This is a genomic window from Achromobacter sp. 1014246743 (assembly GCF_059760725.1).
This window is the reverse complement of sequence record NZ_JCBANA010000011.1, coordinates 70,206-87,927: the sequence shown is the minus strand read 5'-3', so window position 1 is coordinate 87,927 and position 17,722 is coordinate 70,206. Positions and strand designations below refer to the sequence as shown.

The 17,722-nt window shown below is 64.2% G+C and carries 17 protein-coding genes; 13 read left to right on the top strand and 4 right to left on the bottom strand.

The genetic code is table 11. The features are described from left to right. Positions 1 to 34: 34 nt before the first annotated feature. From AC6LJ2_RS07160 to AC6LJ2_RS07100, 13 genes are all read left to right on the top strand, one after another. On the top strand, positions 35 to 568 hold the full coding sequence (locus AC6LJ2_RS07160; RefSeq protein ID WP_498151080.1) for a TlpA family protein disulfide reductase: 534 nt from the start codon (positions 35 to 37) through the stop codon (positions 566 to 568). An 89-nt stretch (positions 569 to 657) separates the two neighbouring features. Further along, positions 658 to 1,092, top strand: coding sequence for a type II 3-dehydroquinate dehydratase (aroQ, locus tag AC6LJ2_RS07155; RefSeq protein WP_025137627.1), 435 nt, complete (start codon positions 658 to 660; stop codon positions 1,090 to 1,092). Positions 1,093 to 1,180: 88 nt separating this feature from the next. After that, positions 1,181 to 1,642, top strand: coding sequence for an acetyl-CoA carboxylase biotin carboxyl carrier protein (gene accB, locus AC6LJ2_RS07150; RefSeq protein ID WP_263914363.1), 462 nt, complete (start codon positions 1,181 to 1,183; stop codon positions 1,640 to 1,642). A gap of 9 nt (positions 1,643 to 1,651) precedes the next feature. Further along, positions 1,652 to 2,998: an acetyl-CoA carboxylase biotin carboxylase subunit gene (gene accC / locus AC6LJ2_RS07145; RefSeq protein WP_263914362.1), complete on the top strand. Its 1,347-nt coding sequence runs from the start codon at positions 1,652 to 1,654 to the stop codon at positions 2,996 to 2,998. A gap of 114 nt (positions 2,999 to 3,112) precedes the next feature. Continuing rightward, a complete protein-coding gene (gene prmA, locus AC6LJ2_RS07140; protein ID WP_263914361.1) occupies positions 3,113 to 4,039 on the top strand; it encodes a 50S ribosomal protein L11 methyltransferase in 927 nt (308 codons plus the stop codon). A 23-nt stretch (positions 4,040 to 4,062) separates the two neighbouring features. Then, positions 4,063 to 5,367, top strand: coding sequence for a DUF3426 domain-containing protein (locus tag AC6LJ2_RS07135; protein ID WP_498151079.1), 1,305 nt, complete (start codon positions 4,063 to 4,065; stop codon positions 5,365 to 5,367). 12 nt (positions 5,368 to 5,379) lie between these two features. Then, a complete protein-coding gene (locus tag AC6LJ2_RS07130; RefSeq protein ID WP_263914358.1) occupies positions 5,380 to 6,321 on the top strand; it encodes a carbohydrate kinase family protein in 942 nt (313 codons plus the stop codon). A gap of 225 nt (positions 6,322 to 6,546) precedes the next feature. After that, positions 6,547 to 7,050 (top strand): outer membrane lipoprotein, encoded by a 504-nt coding sequence (locus AC6LJ2_RS07125; RefSeq protein WP_025137621.1) that lies wholly within the window; start codon positions 6,547 to 6,549, stop codon positions 7,048 to 7,050. A gap of 410 nt (positions 7,051 to 7,460) precedes the next feature. Beyond that, the gene (locus tag AC6LJ2_RS07120; protein ID WP_025137620.1) at positions 7,461 to 7,700 is read left to right on the top strand and encodes an acyl carrier protein; all 240 of its coding nucleotides are present in this window, start codon (positions 7,461 to 7,463) and stop codon (positions 7,698 to 7,700) included. Next, the gene (locus AC6LJ2_RS07115; RefSeq protein WP_263914357.1) at positions 7,678 to 8,856 is read left to right on the top strand and encodes a D-alanyl-lipoteichoic acid biosynthesis protein DltD; all 1,179 of its coding nucleotides are present in this window, start codon (positions 7,678 to 7,680) and stop codon (positions 8,854 to 8,856) included. Before AC6LJ2_RS07120 ends, AC6LJ2_RS07115 begins: the two co-directional genes overlap by 23 nt. After that, positions 8,853 to 9,059 carry a hypothetical protein gene (locus AC6LJ2_RS07110; RefSeq protein ID WP_263914410.1) on the top strand — a complete coding sequence of 69 codons (207 nt, stop codon included), beginning with the start codon at positions 8,853 to 8,855 and terminating at the stop codon, positions 9,057 to 9,059. The genes AC6LJ2_RS07115 and AC6LJ2_RS07110 overlap by 4 nt, the downstream gene beginning before the upstream one ends. Before the next feature lie 7 nt (positions 9,060 to 9,066). Continuing rightward, positions 9,067 to 10,194: an MBOAT family O-acyltransferase gene (locus AC6LJ2_RS07105; RefSeq protein WP_263914355.1), complete on the top strand. Its 1,128-nt coding sequence runs from the start codon at positions 9,067 to 9,069 to the stop codon at positions 10,192 to 10,194. A gap of 16 nt (positions 10,195 to 10,210) precedes the next feature. Then, positions 10,211 to 11,659 (top strand): D-alanine--poly(phosphoribitol) ligase, encoded by a 1,449-nt coding sequence (locus tag AC6LJ2_RS07100; RefSeq protein WP_498151078.1) that lies wholly within the window; start codon positions 10,211 to 10,213, stop codon positions 11,657 to 11,659. Between the two features lie 126 nt (positions 11,660 to 11,785). Here AC6LJ2_RS07100 and AC6LJ2_RS07095 read toward each other — a convergent pair whose 3' ends face one another. The 4 genes from AC6LJ2_RS07095 to AC6LJ2_RS07080 all read right to left on the bottom strand — a co-directional run bounded on the left by AC6LJ2_RS07095 (position 11,786) and on the right by AC6LJ2_RS07080 (position 17,666). After that, complete coding sequence (locus AC6LJ2_RS07095; RefSeq protein WP_498151077.1) at positions 11,786 to 12,346, bottom strand: YggT family protein; 561 nt, start codon at positions 12,344 to 12,346, stop codon at positions 11,786 to 11,788. Positions 12,347 to 12,527: 181 nt separating this feature from the next. Then, complete coding sequence (locus AC6LJ2_RS07090; RefSeq protein WP_263914352.1) at positions 12,528 to 13,172, bottom strand: histone H1-like DNA-binding protein; 645 nt, start codon at positions 13,170 to 13,172, stop codon at positions 12,528 to 12,530. Positions 13,173 to 13,514: 342 nt separating this feature from the next. Then, positions 13,515 to 14,714 (bottom strand): ribonucleotide-diphosphate reductase subunit beta, encoded by a 1,200-nt coding sequence (locus AC6LJ2_RS07085; RefSeq protein WP_263914351.1) that lies wholly within the window; start codon positions 14,712 to 14,714, stop codon positions 13,515 to 13,517. A gap of 21 nt (positions 14,715 to 14,735) precedes the next feature. Then, the gene (locus tag AC6LJ2_RS07080; RefSeq protein WP_263914349.1) at positions 14,736 to 17,666 is read right to left on the bottom strand and encodes a ribonucleoside-diphosphate reductase subunit alpha; all 2,931 of its coding nucleotides are present in this window, start codon (positions 17,664 to 17,666) and stop codon (positions 14,736 to 14,738) included. Positions 17,667 to 17,722: the final 56 nt, after the last annotated feature.

Genomic DNA, 17,722 nt, shown 5'->3' with positions numbered 1-17,722 from the left:
GGCGCAAACCGGCTGCAACGGTTATGATCGCGCCATGAATCGACGCCTACTCCTTTCCGCCGGCGTGGCCATAGCCGCCACGGTCGCGGGCGGCTACACGCTTCTGGGCCGCAACAAGCCCCAGCCCGCACCGGCAGCCGCTGCCGACGATCCCGTCGCCGGCCTGATGCAACTGCAACTGCCCGACCTGAATGGCGCCTCCCACTCGCTGGCCGCCTGGAAAGGGCAGCCCATCGTCGTCAATTTCTGGGCCACCTGGTGCGCGCCTTGCGTCAAGGAAATGCCCGAACTCGACGCCTTGCAGAAAAAGTACCCACAAATCCGCTTTGTCGGCATCGGCGTCGATTCCGCCGCCAACATGCAAAAATTTGTCGAGAAAGTACAGGTTTCCTACCCGTTGTGGGTCATTGGGGCAGGGGCCATCGATACCCTGCGCAAATTGGGTAATCCCAGTGGCGGCCTGCCATTTACCATCGTTTTCAATGCAGATGGCAGCATTAACCGGAAAATACTTGGCGAAATCCAGCCCGACGACTTGAGCCAGACGCTGTCCGGCCTCAAGGCGTAAGTCTGTTGGACAAATAATAGGAATTGGCGTAAAAAGCTGGTTTATCGGCTGTTTTGCCAACAATTGGCAATCCACTCATTGGCAAGCGCATGGCGCAAAACATACTGGTATTGCATGGCCCGAATCTGAACCTGCTAGGCACCCGGGAACCTCACATCTACGGCAGCCTCACGCTGTCCCAGATCAACGAGGGGCTTGAGTTGCTGGCGGGCGAATTGGGCGCCACGCTGACGGCGTGGCAAGGCAATCACGAAGGTGCGCTGGTTGACCGCATCCAGGCGGCCCGGCAAGACGGCACGGACTTCATCATCATCAACGCGGCGGCATATACGCACACCAGCGTCGCGATCCGCGATGCGCTGGCTGGGGTCGCGATCCCATTTATTGAAGTACATTTGTCCAACCTGTATAAGCGAGAGCCCTTCAGGCATCACTCATATCTGTCCGACTTGGCAGTAGGCCTCATCAGCGGCCTGGGCGCGGATGGCTACGAAGCGGCTCTGCGTTACGCAGTGCGGCACTGATCTCGCACCAACTCATCGCTTTTACATCTTATATGGCGCGAACCCGAACACCGGGACGTTGCCGACACTATCTCGGGAAGCAGCTTCTATGGACCTCCGAAAACTCAAAACCCTGATCGACCTGGTGGCTGAATCGGGTATCGCCGAGCTGGAAATCACCGAAGGCGAAGGCAAGGTTCGCATCGTCAAGTTCTCGCAGACCTTGCAGCCGGTGGCCTACCACCAGCCCGAAGCCGGCGTGCCCGCCGCGCCCGTGGCTGCCGCAGCTCCCGCCGCCGCTGCCGCCCCGGCCGCGGAAGCCGCCCCGGCGATCCAGGGTCACGTGGTCAAGGCGCCCATGGTCGGCACCTTCTACCGCTCGCCGAACCCGGGCGCCGCGCCGTTCATCGACGTCGGTTCCACCGTCAAGGAAGGCGACCCGCTGTGCATCATTGAAGCCATGAAGCTGCTCAATGAAATCGAAGCCGACAAGTCCGGCGTCATCAAAGAAATCCTGGTCGAAAACGGTGAGCCCGTCGAGTACGGTCAACCCCTGTTCGTCATTGGCTGATAGCTGAAAATGTTCGAAAAAATCCTGATCGCCAATCGGGGCGAAATCGCCCTGCGCATTCAGCGCGCTTGCCGCGAGCTGGGCATCAAAACCGTGGTGGTGCACTCCGAGGCCGACCGCGAAGCCAAGTACGTGCGCCTGGCCGATGAATCCGTGTGCATCGGGCCTGCGCCGTCGCGCGACAGCTACCTGAACATGCCCGCCATCATTTCGGCGGCCGAAGTCACGGATTCCGAGGCAATCCACCCGGGTTACGGGTTCTTGTCCGAAAATGCCGACTTCGCCGATCGCGTCGAAAAGAGCGGCTTCGTGTTCATCGGCCCGCGTCCCGACACCATTCGCCTGATGGGTGACAAGGTCAGCGCCAAGCGCGCCATGATCGAAGCCGGCGTGCCGGTGGTGCCGGGTTCCGAGGGCGCGTTGCCCGACGATCCGCAGGAAATCATCCGCACCGCGCGCGAAGTGGGCTACCCGGTCATCATCAAGGCCGCCGGCGGCGGCGGTGGCCGCGGCATGCGCGTGGTGTACACCGAGGCCGCGCTGCTGAACGCCGTCACCATGACGCGTTCGGAAGCGGGCGCCGCGTTCAACAACCCTGAAGTCTATATGGAGAAGTTCCTCGAGAACCCGCGCCATGTGGAAATCCAGGTGCTGGCCGATGGCGGACGCAACGCCGTGTGGCTGGGCGAACGCGACTGCTCCATGCAGCGCCGCCACCAGAAGGTCATCGAAGAAGCGCCGGCCCCGGGCATCGCCCGTCGCCTGATCGAGCGCATCGGCGACCGCTGCGCCGACGCCTGCCGCAAGATGGGCTACCGCGGCGCCGGCACGTTCGAATTCCTGTATGAAAACGGCGAGTTCTATTTCATCGAAATGAACACCCGCATCCAGGTCGAACATCCGGTCACCGAACTGATCACCGGCGTCGACCTGGTGCAGCAGCAGATCCTGATCGCCGCTGGCGAGAAGTTCACGCTGCGTCAGCGCGACATCGTCTTCAAGGGCCATGCGATCGAATGCCGTATCAACGCCGAAGATCCGTTCCGCTTCGTGCCCAGCCCCGGCCGCATCACCAACTGGCACACGCCGGGCGGCCCGGGCGTGCGCATCGATTCGCACGCGTTCAACGGCTATTTCGTGCCGCCGAACTATGATTCGATGATTGCCAAGGTCATTACCTACGGCGATACGCGCGACCAGGCGCTGGCCCGCATGCGCACGGCGCTGTCGGAAATGGTGGTGGAAGGCATTTCCACCAACATCCCGCTGCATCGCGAGCTGCTGCAGGATGCCCGCTTCGTCGAAGGCGGCACCAGCATCCACTATCTGGAAAACAAGCTGGCGCAGCGTCCCTGACCAGCCGAAGGGGCCTCGTGCCCCTTTTTTACCGCCTTGATCAAGGCGTTGCCTTAACCGGCTGACCGGGCCGCGGCGTTTGCCGCGGCCCGTTGGCCAGATGGAAGAATCATCATGCGTGAACTCGTGCTCCACTGCCAGGAGGCGCAAGCCGAGGCCCTGTCCGACGCGCTGCTCGAAGCCGGCGTGCTGTCGGTCTCTGTCGAAGATGCCGACCTGGGCACCGACGACGAGCGGCCCCTGTTCGGCGAGCCCGGCACCGAGCCCGACGTGCAGGCCTGGGAGCGCAACCGCGTCGTGGCGCTGTTGCCCGACGGAGCCGACCCCGCGCAGATCATGGAAGAAGCCGCCGCGGCGGGCGAACTGGACCCGGCGCTGTTTGCCGGCTGGAGCCTGCGTGACGTGCCGGACGCCGACTGGGTGCGCCTGACGCAATCGCAATTCGGCCCGATCCACATCGCCGAACGCCTCTGGATCGTGCCCAGCTGGCACCGCGACAGCCCGGATGTGCCGGGGCTGCAAACGCCTGCTGCCGACGACGGCGCCATCCATATCGAACTCGATCCGGGCCTGGCCTTCGGCACCGGCAGCCATCCCACTACCCACCTGTGCCTGGCCTGGCTGGAAGCCGAACTGCCGCGCGGCGCGACCGTGCTGGACTACGGCTGTGGCTCGGGCATCCTGGCCATCGCCGCGCGCAAGCTCGGGGCCGGTCCGACGCAGGCGGTCGATATCGACGCCCAGGCGGTGCAGAGCACCGTCTTCAACGCCGAGGTCAACCACGTCGAGCTGCAGGCCATGTTGCCTGACGGCCTGGCCGACGGCACCTTCCAGGTGGTCGTGGCCAACATCCTGTCCAATCCGCTCAAGGTGCTGGCGCCCATGCTGGCCGGCCGCGTTGCCGCGGGGGGCCATCTGGTGCTGTCCGGCGTGCTGGAGCGCCAGGCCGAAGAGGTGGCCGCCGCCTACGCGCCCTGGATCGCCATGTCGGTCTGGCGCGCCCGCGACGGCTGGGTCTGCCTGCACGGCCAGAAGGCCTGAGCCGGGCCGCGCAGGATCGCATCATGGCCCTGACCACCCGCTGCCCGCAATGCGGCACCTCGTTCAAGGTCGTGCCCGACCAACTGCGGGTCCGCAACGGCCTGGTTCGCTGCGGCGCCTGCGCCACGGTGTTCGACGGCCGCGCCTGCCTGCTGCCCGAATCGGCAACCACCCCGGCAGACCTGCCGTCCGCCGCTGGGCCGAAGCCAGCGGGCGCCGCGCCCACGGTGGCCGTGCCCGCCGCGGCCGTGCCGTCGGCGCCGGCGCCGTTCTCGGCCCCGCCCATCGCGGCACCCGTGTTGGCAACGCCCGTCGCGCTGCCGCCCCTGGCGCGCGCCGACGAGGCGCCGGTGGTGCAGCGGCCGTCCAGCGAAGCCCCACCGTTGCCCGCCATCCCGCCCGCCGTCCTTCGTGGCCGCGATGACATCCGTCGCCGCATCGAACCCGACGCCGTGTTGGCGCAAGAGGGCGATGACGACGAAGACGAAAACGAAGACCTGGATCGGTACGACGACGCGCCCGCACCGCGCTGGCAGGAGCCGGCTGCGCCGGCCTGGCGCGACGAGCCCATCGTGGCGGTTCGCGACACTCCGCCCGCCGCGCATGGGAATGCCCCGCGCAGCCCGGCGCCTGCCGAACCGGTTTTCGTGGTGCGCGACGACCCGCGCGACGAGCCACGCGACGACCCTGACGCCGACGCCGATCCCGAGGACGATCCGGACGCCGATCCGCGCGAGCCGATCCTGGGCGATGCACGTACCCGCTATTCCAGCGCCACCGACGTCGGCCGCGCACCCCCCGAATTCCTCGACCAGGACCGGCAGGAACGCCGTGGCCTCATGCGCAAAGTCTGGGGGTACGCCTGCCTGGTCGGCCTGATCGCACTGGGCCTGCAACTGCTCTACGTCTATCGCGTCGACATCGCCAATTCCGTGCCCGTGCTGCGCCCGGCGCTCGAAGCCGCCTGCAAGCCCATGGGCTGCACGGTCGGTTATGCCCGCCGCCTCGAACGCATCGCGATTTCCTCGTCGTCGCTGCAACCGCCCACCGGCGCGGCCGCCATCGACGACGGCCGCACGCGGCTGGTGCTGAACCTGGTGCTGCGCAACCGCTACGACAAGCCCCAGCATTGGCCCGCGCTGGTACTGGACCTGACCGACCTGTCGGACACGGTGGTGGTGCGCCGCGTGCTCATGCCCGAGAACTACCTGACGCCCGACCAGTTGCAGGGCCCCTTCGGGCCGGCGGGCGAACTCAAGATTTCCGTGCCGATTGAGGTGACGGGTGTTCAAGTCAACGGCTATCAACTCGACAAATTCTTTCCGTAAAGGATGACATTCATGGCGACCCCTGTTCTGGTCTGCGGTTCGATGGCGTTCGACACCATCGCGGTGTTCGAAGGCCGCTTCAAAGAGCACATCCTGGCCGACCGCATCCAATCCCTGAGCGTCTCGTTCCTGGTGCCCAGCATGCGCAAGGAATACGGCGGGTGCTCGGGCAACATCGCCTACAACATGAATCTGCTGGGCGGCAAGCCCGTGCCGGTGGCCACCGTGGGCGAAGACGCCGGCGAATACCTGGAACGCCTGACGGGCCTGGGTATCGACGTCAGCCGCGTCAAGGTCGTGAAGGACACCTTCACCGCCCAGTGCTTCATCACCACCGATCTGGACGACAACCAGATCACCGCCTTCCACCCGGGCGCCATGTCGTTTTCGGCCACCAACGACCTGAGCGATGCCGACGCCGCCTGGGGCATCGTGGCTCCGGACGCCAAGGAGGGCATGTTCGCTCATGCCGAGCGCCTGCATAAGCGCGGCATTCCGTTCATTTTCGACCTGGGCCAGGCCATGCCGCTGTTCGACGGCGCCGACCTGGAACGCATGCTGGGCCTGGCGCAGGCCCTGACCGTCAACGATTACGAAGCTGGCGTGGTGGAGCAGCGCACGGGCCGCAGCATGGCCGACCTGGCCACCCGGCTGCAGGCCGTGGTGGTGACGCGTGGCGCCGAAGGCGCCACCCTGCTGACCGAAGGCAAGACGATCCAGATCCCGCCGGTGCGCGCCACCCAGGTGGTCGACCCCACCGGTTGCGGCGACGCGCAGCGTGGCGGCCTGCTCTACGGCCTGACCAGCGGCTGGAACTGGGAAGACAGCTGCCGCCTGGGCAACGTCATGGGCGCCATCAAGATCGCCTCGCGCGGTCCGCAGAACCACGCGCCCTCGCGCGCCGAGATCGACGCGGTGCTGCACGCCACCTACGGCATCCACCTGCCGCTCTGATCGCCGTTTCGGCGCGCAAAGGACCCTTCGGGAACCTGGGCGCGCCGCCATGGTCGAATACGTCGTGATATGACCCGGCCGCCGCGGCTTTTTTCCGCCGCGGCCGGTTTTGCAAACGGCTTTTCCGCCCGTGGCGGTGCGTTTCAGTGTGTTGCACGTTAGGCTGCCGCCCTGTTTTGGCGGAGTATGATCAGTTCGTCGGCAGTGCCCGAACGAGGAGTCCAAATGAACCAAAGCAAAACCCTTTCCCTGTTGACGCCGCGTACTGGCCGGTGGCTGGCCGTGGCTGCTGTCGTGACCTCGATGGCCGTCTTGGGCGGTTGCGCCAATCCCAGCGCCTCCAGCGGCGTCTATAGCTACGACCAGGCCCAGCGCGAGCAGATCGTCCGCACGGGCACGGTCACGGGCGTGCGCCCGATCGTCATCCAGAACGACAAGTCCAGCGGCGTCGGCATGCTTGCCGGCGGTGCGCTCGGCGGCGTGGCGGGCAATGCGGTCGGCGGCGGCACGGGCCGCACCATCGCCACCGTCGGTGGCGCCATCCTGGGTGCCCTGGCAGGCAATGCGGTGGAAAATCGTGTTGGCAAGAATTCCGGCTACGAAATCACGGTGCGCCTCGATAACGGCGAAACCCGCGTCGTGGCCCAGGAAGCCGACGTGCCGATCAGTGTCGGCCAACGCGTCCAGGTCATCAGTGGCGCCGGCCCGACCCGCGTCACGCCGATGTAAGCCTGTTGGCCAGCCTCTGGCAGCAAAAAAGCCCGCGCAAGCGGGCTTTTTTGCATTTCAAGGGCCGGTTCAGCAACCGTGGCGCGGGTTTAGCCCCTGGTCAGGGTGGTAATAATCTGTCGCTCCGCTGCAACGCAGCACCCGGTATTTACCCGCAGGCGTTACGTTTACGAGCCTTTTATAGCGAATTGGTCTGTAAGTTTCATGGCGATTCAACGTTTGAAGTGCCATGATTGCACCCGTGAGCGATCTCGACGCGCGATTTTCATGTAACCAAGTGCGTCGGCGGGTCGGTCCAAGTGGCGGTGGAAGTCAGTCGATTTTCAACCGTTTTTTTGTATACTCGCCGTCCTGTATCTCGGGGCGGGGAATGTTTTGCCGACGAGGCAACGCGTAACGCCGCACTATTTATGCATACCGAGCAAGAACTCCACACCAAGATCGGCGAGATCGTCGAGTCGATCGTCCTGAAGAAAGTCACTCCCGATACACAACTGATTGCCACCGGCCTGGTCGATTCGCTCGCCGCCGTGGACATCACGCTGGCGGTCGAGGCGGAGTACGGCTGCAGCATCCCGGCTCCCGAGATCGCAGAGCACCTGCAGTCGGTCCGCACGCTCGCCGGCTATGTCGCTGCCAATCTTTCGTAATACCCGCCTGCTGTCCCACGTCGCGGCTGCCACTACGGCGGTGGCCCTGGCGTATGGGGCCTACTGCGGCGCGGATGACCTGCTGACCCGCATCGTCAGCCCGGTGTCCACGGTGGCGTCGGACAAAAGCAACTATCTGCCCAATCTGGGGCCGGATTGGGGCACGCAGCACGTCAACCTGACCCGGCTGGGCAATGCGCTCAGCGACGGCACGCTGGTGGTGCTGGGGTCGTCCGAACTGTCCAGCCACGACCTGCGCTTCGTGCCTTATCGCTTCTTTCCTGAAGAACTGAAGGTGCCGACGCTGGCCTATGGCCACGCCATGTTCCAGTCCTACGGCATCGTCAGCGTGCTGGAATCGGTGGCGGATTCGCTGACGCCGAATACGCGGTTGGTGATCATGGTATCGCCGGCGTGGTTCGCTTCGGGCGGCCAGTTGCCGCGCAGCGCGTTCGCCGAACACGTGACCGGCCCCGTCTGGGATCGCCTCTGGGACAAGCCCAGCACGCGCGAGCAGATGCAGAACTGGATCACCGACAACGCCAATTGGGGCTTGTTGTGGTTGATCGCCAATGGCCAGGTCGCCGAGCTCAAAGACAAGCTGGCGCTGTGGTGGAACGCACGCAAGGAACCCGCGCCTGATCGGCCGCGCAGCAAGCTGTCGGTGCCGGCGCACCGTTTCGTGTCGTGGCCGTCGTCGGCGCGGCTGAATGCCGGGCAGTGGTCGCGCCTGACGCATGAGGCGCGCGAGGTCGAGCATCAACTGGGCAGCAACAATCCCTACGACGTGCGCGACGACTACTACAAGCAGTACCTGGCGTCGCTGTATTCGCCAGCCCGCAACGAGTTTGCCGACGTCGATCCGATCACCCGCACCGAGCTGGGCGACCTGTCGCGCGTCATGGCCTTGCTGCAAAAGCGCAAGGTCAAGGCCTACTTCGTGATCCAGCCGTTCAACCCCAAGCTCATCCTCGACGTCGAACGCTTCGACCCGGTGGTGGCCGCCATCACGGGCATGTGCACGCGCTACCAGATGGGGTGCCTGGACCTGTACAGCATTCCCTTCGAACCCGGCATGGTGCGTGATGACATGCATTTGGCCGAGCTCGGTTGGGCGATGGCGGACCAAGGTATTGCGGAGTACTTTTCCCGATGAAACTCTTTCGTAAGGCCGATCCGGCTGCCGGCGACGGCGCCCAGGATCAAGGCGCCCGCAAGTCGGGCTTGGCGTGGGGCCGGCGTTTCTTCTGGCACCTGTGCCTGTATATCGGGGTGATCCTGGTGTTCGTGCTGCAAGCGCAGCCCACCACGGGTAGCGGCGGACCTATCAAGGTCGAATTCCAATACCAACAGTTCTGACCGCAGCATGGAATTGTTCGCAAGCTTGAGCTTTTTCGGCGGCGCCCTGTGCGGCGGGCTGGGCCTGTTGGCCTATCGGTCTTTCGGCATGCCGCTGCGCATCGGCTATCGCCACATCATCGGCGTGATCTGCCTGGGCGTCTGGATGGCCGTATTCTGGGCGCGGCCCTACCAGCCGCTGGCGCTGCTGGCGATTTCGGGCACGGCGTTGTGGGCTGTGCGCCGCAACTACATCCCCACCTGGCTGGCCGTCGTCATCACCATGACGCCGCTGCTGCTGGTCAAGACCGGGGTATCGCACCTGGGCGCCATGCTGGGGCTGTCGTTCGCCACCTTTCGCGCCATCGACGTATTGCTGTTTGCCCAGCGCAATGAACGCATCTCGCCGCTCGACTATTTCATCTACCTGTTCTTCCCGCTGACGCTCCTGGCCGGGCCGATGTACCGCTGGCGCAATTTCCAGGCCGACCTGAAGCGCGGCTACGAAGGCGTGAACCTCAATACCTGGCTGACCGGCCTGGAATTGATCATGCTGGGCGTGATCCAGAAATTCGGCCTGGCCGAACTGATCTGGCGCTACGGCCTGGCGACCCTGGATGCGCACGACTACTCGTTCAGCGGCGTGGCGCTCAATGCCTCGCTGTACAGCGCCTACCTGTTCTTCGATTTCGCCGGCTATTCCACGATGGCCATCGGTATCGGCATGTTGTTCGGCTTCACGCTGCCGATCAACTTCCGCAACCCGCTGGCCACGCTCAATCCGCAGGACTTCTGGCGCCGTTGGCACATCAGCCTGTCCGAGTGGCTGCGCGACGTCGTGTTCATGCCGATCTACAAGGCGCTGAGCAAGACGCCGTTCTTCGCACGCCATCGCATGGCGGCGCAGAACATCGGCATCTTCGCCACGCTGCTGGCCATGGGCGTCTGGAACGGCTTGTCGCTGCACTACATCGTCAGCGGCCTGATGTTCGGGGCGTATTCGGTGGGCCACAACCTGCTCATCAACGCTGCCCGCACGCGGCCGGCGCTGCAGGCCACGCTGGCCCATCCCGTCATGCGCTTTCTCGGGCGCATCCTGACCCTGATTCTCGCTGCCCTGGCGCTTTACGTGTTCAGCGGCCGCAGCCCCATCTGATGCCCGGAGTTTCGGCATGCGTTTCGACCTGAAGACTTTCCAGTTTGTTGACGCCGAGCGCGCGCCTGACGCACTCGCCGTAGTCGCGGCCGACCGCAGCCTGACCTGGGCGCAACTGCGTGACGAAGCCGTGGCGTGGGCCGAACAGGCCCGTGAGCACGGTGCGGCGGCCGACGTGCCCGTGGCCATCTACGGCCACAAAGAGGCCTCGTTCTTCGTCGCCATGGTGGGCGCCTTGCTGATCGGTGCGCCGTTCGTGCCGGTCGATACCATCTACCCGCCCGAGCGCCTGCGCCGTATCGTCGACATCGTGCGCGCTGCCGCTGTCTACGACGCGGCGGCCCAGGGCTTCGAACCCGGCGACGGCGCCGAGCTGGCCGAGCGCGGACTGGCCTACGTCATGTTCACGTCCGGCAGCACGGGCGACCCGAAGGGCGTGCAGATCGGCCGCGAAAGCGTCGGCCTGCTGGGCGACTGGATGCTGGGAAGCTTCGGCCTGGGCGATGCGCCGATCTTCATGAACCAGGCGCCGTTCAGCTTCGACCTGTCCATGTACGAAGTGTTCGCCACGCTGGCCGCCGGCGGCACCTGCGTGCTGAATTCGCGCGAGCAGATCGGCGCGGCGGCTACCTGGATGCCGCGACTGGCCGCCAATGGCATCACGGTGTGGGTGTCCACGCCGTCGTTCGCGCACCAGCAGTTGGCCAATCGCGATTTCTCGCCCGCCACCTTGCCCACGCTGCGCACCTTCCTGTTCTGCGGCGAGCCCTTGCCGGCGGCGCTGGCCAAAAAGCTGCGCCTGCGGTTCCCGGACGCCGTGATCCTGAACACCTACGGCCCGACCGAAGCCACCGTGGCCACCACCTGGATCGACGTCACGGACGCGGTGCTGGCGGCCCACGATCCGCTGCCCGTGGGCTACGCCAAGCCCGATTGCGAACTGCGCGTGCAGGACGGCGAGATCTGCATCGTGGGCGACCACGTCATGCGCGGCTACCTGAACCGCCCGGACCTGAATGAGGCCAAGCTGTTCGTGGCTGAAGATGGCCGCCGCGGCTTCCGCACAGGCGACCTGGGCCAGATGGAGGCCGACGGGCTGCTGTTCTGCCGTGGCCGCATGGACGACCAGATCAAATTGAACGGCTACCGCATCGAACTGGCCGAGATCGACGAAGCGCTGCATGGCCTGCCGGGCGTGCAGGGGGGCGCCTGCGCGGTGCTGCGCCGGCCGGATGGCACGGCGGTGCGCCTGATCGGCTTCGTGGCCGGCGGGGCAACGGGCGAGGCGGATGCACGCTTTCTGCAGCCAGACGCCTTGTCGGGTTGGAAAGACCGCCTGGCCCTGCGCTTGCCACCCTATATGGTGCCGTCCGAACTGGTCGCCTGCCCGGCGTTGCCGATGTCGAACAATCACAAGATCGATCGCAAGAAGCTGATCGACATCTATGCCGCGATCCCGGCATGATCCCGAGCGGGCAAGGCGCGAGCCTGCATCCCGCTCGAATTCAAAAAAAGGCCCAGGCGGAATGCCCGGGCCTTTTTTTGTCAGTGCCCGCTGGCGTCTTGCCAGCGGCCGCCTATCCGGTGCGCGTCAGACGCCCACCACGTTGTAGCTCAGGCGGGCCAGCACCATCAGCACGATCTGGGCCACGATCAGCAGCACCAGCGGCGAGAAGTCGATCGAGGTGCGTGGCAGCAGGCGACGGACCGGGTCCAGCAGCGGGGCGGTCAGCGCTTGCAGCAGCGGCATCATGGGCGCCATCGGATTGACCCAGGACAGCACGGCCTGGATCAGGGTCAGCCACACGACCAGGTTCAGCGCCCATTTGGCCGCCATGAACAGGGCGCCCAGCAGGAACTTGGGCAGCAGCACGGCCGGCAGCAGGGCGCCCAGCGCGACCATCCAGATCAGCACCAGATAGGCCAGCGCCGCCAGCCAGGCCGCCACGATGCTGGTCCAGTCGATCTTGTTGCCGGGGGGGATGATCTTGCGCAGCGGCAGCACCAGCCAGTTGGTGGCTTGGTAAATGACGCGCGCCAGCGGATTGAAGGGGTGCAGCCGTATCGCGTGCATCCAGGCGCGGGCGATCAGGGCCGCGCCGAACAGCGTGAATGCGATTTCGAGCAGGAAGCGAAGGATTTCACCGAGCATGGACGCTATCTACCAAATAAAGACGGCTTTTATTGTCTCACGCCAAGGGCGCTGCGGTAGTGTCCGGATGGCGGGATCGCCTTGTCGCGCAGCGGAAATGGGTGGGCCGTCGGGGCAATAAAAAACCGCCTGGCCAGGGCCAGGCGGCTTGAGGTACTGCTACCGATGTGGACCGGTCCGATTACGGACGGCCACCCGTCGGGAACGGCCACGACGCGGCGGGGTTCAGCGCGGTCTTCGCGCCCGGCGCAGCAGCCGTGGACGGCGGCGTAGCGGGCTTCTTCGGAGCGGCTTTCTTCGCAGCGGGCTTCTTGGCGGCGGCGGGCTTCTTGGCAGCAGCCGGCTTTGCAGCGGCAGGCTTTGCAGCAGCGGGCTTCTTGGCAGCCGGAGCCTTCTTGGCTACGGCTTTCTTGGCAACCGCCTTCTTGGCAGCGGGGGCCTTCTTGGCAACCGCCTTCTTGGCGACGGCCTTCTTGGCTACCGCTTTCTTGGCGACGACCTTCTTGGCTACCGCTTTCTTGGCGACGGCCTTCTTGGCAACCGCCTTCTTGGCGACGACCTTCTTGGCCGCTGCCTTCTTGGCTACCGGCTTCTTGGCCGCAACTTTCTTGGCGACGGCCTTCTTGGCTACCGCTTTCTTTGCGACCTTCTTGGCTGCCGGCTTCTTGGCGGCAACCTTCTTCACTGCCGGTTTCTTGGCGGCGACTTTCTTGACTGCTACCTTCTTGACAGCGGCTTTCTTGGCCGGAGCGGCCTTCTTCGCTACTGCCTTCTTGGCGGCGGGCTTCTTCACCGCTTTCTTTACGGCTTTCTTGGCTGTTGCCATGGTCATGCTCCTTAGGTTCAGGGGTCCCAGAACTTAAACCCGTGCCCCGACTCGCCAACAAGGCGAACCGTGCCCGGGCTATTCATCGGCGCATGCCGCTGTTCTGTGCGAGCAACAGCTACTACGGTTTGCGCTAATGAATTCGGCACAGCCATTTGATATGGCCCCCGCTCCTTTGGCGCGAGCCATTTCAAATGGCGCCGGTGGGCAGTCTGATCACAGACCGCCTACCGCTTGTTCTACGTGTTCGAAAACACCCTGACCTGGGAGATCGCCTTCAGGCCTGGCGCGAACGCGACGCGCTTTCGAGCGTGCCCGCGCCGGACCCGATGGCGAACTACGTTACTCCCAGCTCAGCGTGCCACCAGTTTGGTATTCGATCACGCGAGTTTCAAAAAAGTTGCGTTCCTTCTTAAGATCGATCATCTCCGCCATCCACGGGAAGGGATTTTCTTCCTGCGGGTACAGCGGTTCGATACCGATTTGCTGGCAACGACGGTTGGCGATGAAGCGCAGGTAGGATTTGAACATGGGTGCATTCAAGCCCAACACGCCGCGCGGCATCGTGTCTTCGGCGTAAGCGTATTCGAGTTCGACCGCTTTGCGGAAGAGTTCTCGTATTTCTTCGCGGAATTCCGGCGTCCAGAGGTGCGGATTTTCGAGTTTGACGGTGTTGATCAGGTCGATGCCGAAGTTGCAGTGCATGGATTCATCGCGCAGGATGTACATGTACTGCTCGGCCGCGCCGGTCATCTTGTTCTGGCGGCCCAGCGCCAGGATCTGCGTAAAGCCCACGTAGAAGAACAAGCCTTCCATCAGGCAAGCGAAGACGATCAGGGACTTGAGCAGCGTCTGGTCGGCTTCGGGCGTGCCCGTCTTGAAGTTGGGATCCGCGATCGCGTCGATGAACGGGATCAGGAACTGATCCTTGGCGCGGATGGACGGTACTTCGTTGTAAGCGTTGAAGATCTCCGCTTCGTCCAGGTCCAGGCTTTCGACGATGTATTGATAGGCGTGGGTGTGGATGGCTTCTTCGAAGGCCTGGCGCAGCAGGAACTGGCGGCATTCAGGCGCCGTGATGTGGCGGTAGGTGCCCAGCACGATGTTGTTCGCGGCCAGCGAGTCGGCCGTGACGAAGAAACCCAGGTTGCGCTTGACGATGCGGCGCTCGTCCTCGGTGAGCCCGTTGGGGTTCTTCCAGAGGGCGATGTCGCGCGACATGTTGATTTCTTGCGGCATCCAGTGGTTGGCGCAAGTGGCCAGGTACTTTTCCCAAGCCCACTTGTACTTGAACGGCACCAGCTGGTTGACGTCGGTTTCGCCGTTGATGATGCGCTTGTCTGCAACCTTCACGCGCTGCGAGGTGGCGGCGCCGCTGGCCGCCAGGCCAGCCGCGTGTTCAGGCGCGGCGGGCGTGGGCAGGGCGGTGTCGCCGAACACGCCGGTCGCCGCCCGGACTTCGGGCGCAGCCTGCCCACCCGCCGCGGGTGCGGGGGCTTGTGCAGGTTGCGTGGCGAGGGTGTCGTCTTCCCAATTAATCATGATTCATTCTCCGGAGGCGGTTTATTGGCAGGCTTCGCACTCTTCGAAGCCGGGGTCACCCGGCCGCATGGTGCAAACCGCCCCGAGAACTTCGGGTTCCGGCAAAACAGGTGCAGCGGACACGGGGGCGGCGGTGGATTGACCGCCAGCGGTGACGGCGTTCAGTTCGCCGCCGCGTCCCGTGGACTTCTCGGCGCTGGTGGCGCCAAGGGTACGCAGGTAGTAGGTCGTCTTCAGGCCACGCTTCCAAGCCAGCTTGTAGGTGTCGTCGAGTTTCTTGCCCGATGCGCCAGCCATGTAGATGTTCAGGGACTGAGCCTGGTCGATCCACTTCTGACGACGCGACGCGCATTCAACCAGCCAGCTCGGTTCGACTTCGAACGCGGTGGCGTAGAGTTCGCGGAGTTCGGAAGGTACGCGATCGATGCGGGACAGGCTGCCGTCGAAGTACTTGAGGTCGGCGACCATGACTTCGTCCCAGAGACCGAGTTTCTTCAGGTCACGCACGAGATAATCGTTAACGACCGTGAACTCGCCGGAGAGATTCGATTTAACGTACAAGTTCTGGAAAGTGGGTTCGATGCACGCAGATACACCAATGATATTGGAAATAGTCGCGGTTGGGGCGATTGCGATGCAATTGGAGTTGCGCATGCCGTGTTGTTTGATGCGCGCGCGCAACGTATCCCAATCGAGCGTGCTCGATTCATCGACCTCGACATGACCACCGCGTTCATCACGCAGCATCTTCAACGTGTCTTGCGGCAAGATGCCACGCGACCACAGCGAGCCTTCGTACGATTGATAGCGACCACGCTCTTCAGCCAGCAGGCTCGAGGCCCAGTAGGCGTGATAGCACACCGCTTCCATCGAGCGATCCGCGAATTCGACGGCGTCTTGCGAAGCGTACGGCACGCGCATCATCTGCAGGCAATCCTGGAAGCCCATGATGCCCATGCCCACCGGACGGTGGCGCGCATTGGAATTGCGGGCCTTCTCGACGGCGTAATAGTTGATGTCGATGACGTTGTCGAGCATGCGCATGGCGATGCTGACGGTGCGCTTGATCTTGTCGTGGTCCAGTTCGAAACCACCATTCGCGGCCGGCTTCATGTGGGCGACCAGGTTCACGGAACCCAGGTTGCACACCGCGATTTCGGATTCGTTGGTGTTCAGGGTGATCTCGGTGCACAGGTTCGAGCTGTGGACCACGCCGACGTGCTGCTGCGGCGAGCGGATGTTGCAAGGATCCTTGAACGTGATCCAGGGGTGGCCGGTTTCGAACAGCATCGACAGCATCTTGCGCCACAGGTTCAGCGCCGGCATCTTCTTGAACAGCTTCAGTTCGCCGCTGGCAACGCGCGCTTCGTAGCCGACGTAGGCTTCTTCGAAAGCCTTGCCGTATTTGTCGTGCAGGTCGGGGCAGTCGGACGGCGAGAACAGCGTCCATTCACCGCCTTCCATGACGCGCTTCATGAACAGGTCGGGAATCCAGTTCGCCGTGTTCATGTCGTGCGTGCGGCGGCGTTCGTCGCCGGTGTTCTTGCGCAGTTCCAGGAACTCTTCGATGTCCAGGTGCCACGATTCCAGGTACGTGCAGACCGCGCCCTTGCGCTTGCCGCCCTGGTTCACCGCCACGGCGGTGTCGTTGACGACCTTCAGGAACGGAACCACGCCCTGGCTTTCGCCGTTGGTGCCCTTGATGTGGCTGCGCAGCGCGCGCACCGGGGTCCAGTCGTTGCCCAGGCCGCCGGCGTACTTGGCCAGCAGGGCGTTTTCCTTGATGGCGTCGTAGATGCCTTCCAGGTCGTCGGAGACGGTGGTCAGGTAGCACGACGACAGCTGCGAGTGCAGGGTGCCCGAGTTGAACAGCGTCGGGGTCGAGCTCATGAAGTCGAACGACGACAGGATCTCGTAGAACTCGATCGCGCGGGTTTCGCGGTCGGATTCGCGCAGCGCCAGGCCCATGGCCACGCGCATGAAGAACACCTGCGGCAGTTCGATGCGGGTGCCGCGGATGTGCAGGAAGTAGCGGTCGTACAGGGTCTGCAGGCCGAGATAGCCGAATTGCAGGTCGCGCTTGGCGTTCAGTGCCTTGCCCAGCTTGGTCAGGTCATAGCTGGCCAGGTCGGGCGACAGCAGGCCGCCTTCGATGCCGCGGGCGATGAACGTGGGGAAGTATTCGGCGTAGCGAGCGCCCATGCCGTCTTGCGAGACTTCCTCGCCCAGCACTTCCTTGCGGATCGTATGCAGCAGGAGGCGAGCGGTGACCTGGCTGTAGGCGGGGTCCTTTTCGACCAGCGCGCGCGCCGACAGGATGGCGGACTTGTAGACCTCGTCGACGGGAATGCCGTCGTACAGGTTCTTGACCGTTTCCTTCAGGATGGCTTCCGAATCGATGAATTCGGCCAGGCCTTCGCCAGCGGCGACGATGGTGGCGCGCAGTTCGGCGATGTCCAGCGGACGGCGGACACCCGCGTCCGTGACGTTCAGCACGTGTTCCTGCGGCGCGGCGTCGGTCTTCTGCTGGCCTTCGGCAGCAGCAGCAGCGGCGCGTTCCTGGGTGCGCTTTTCGCGGTAGAGCACATAGGCGCGGGCGACATCGTGCTGGCCCGAGCGCATCAGGGCCAGTTCGACCTGGTCCTGGATGTCTTCAATATGGAAGGTGCCGCCACCGGGGCGGTTGCGCACCAGCGCGTTGACGGCCTGGGACGTCAGCTGTTCCACCAGTTCGCGCACGCGGGCCGAGGCTGCGCCCTGGCCGCCGTTGACGGCCAGGAAGGCCTTGGTCATGGCGATGGCGATCTTGCTGGGTTCGAACCCGACCACCGAGCCATTGCGGCGAATGATGTTGTAGCTGGCCCATTGCCCGCCATTGGCGTCGGCCGGGGAATCGGTTTGAGAGGGCGGCACGGCCGAGGGCCGGGTCACAGAGGCGATCGTAGTCTGCATGGAAGCTCCTGTGCGAAAAGCGCGTAGATAGCGACATGACGACGTCATGTCAGGTA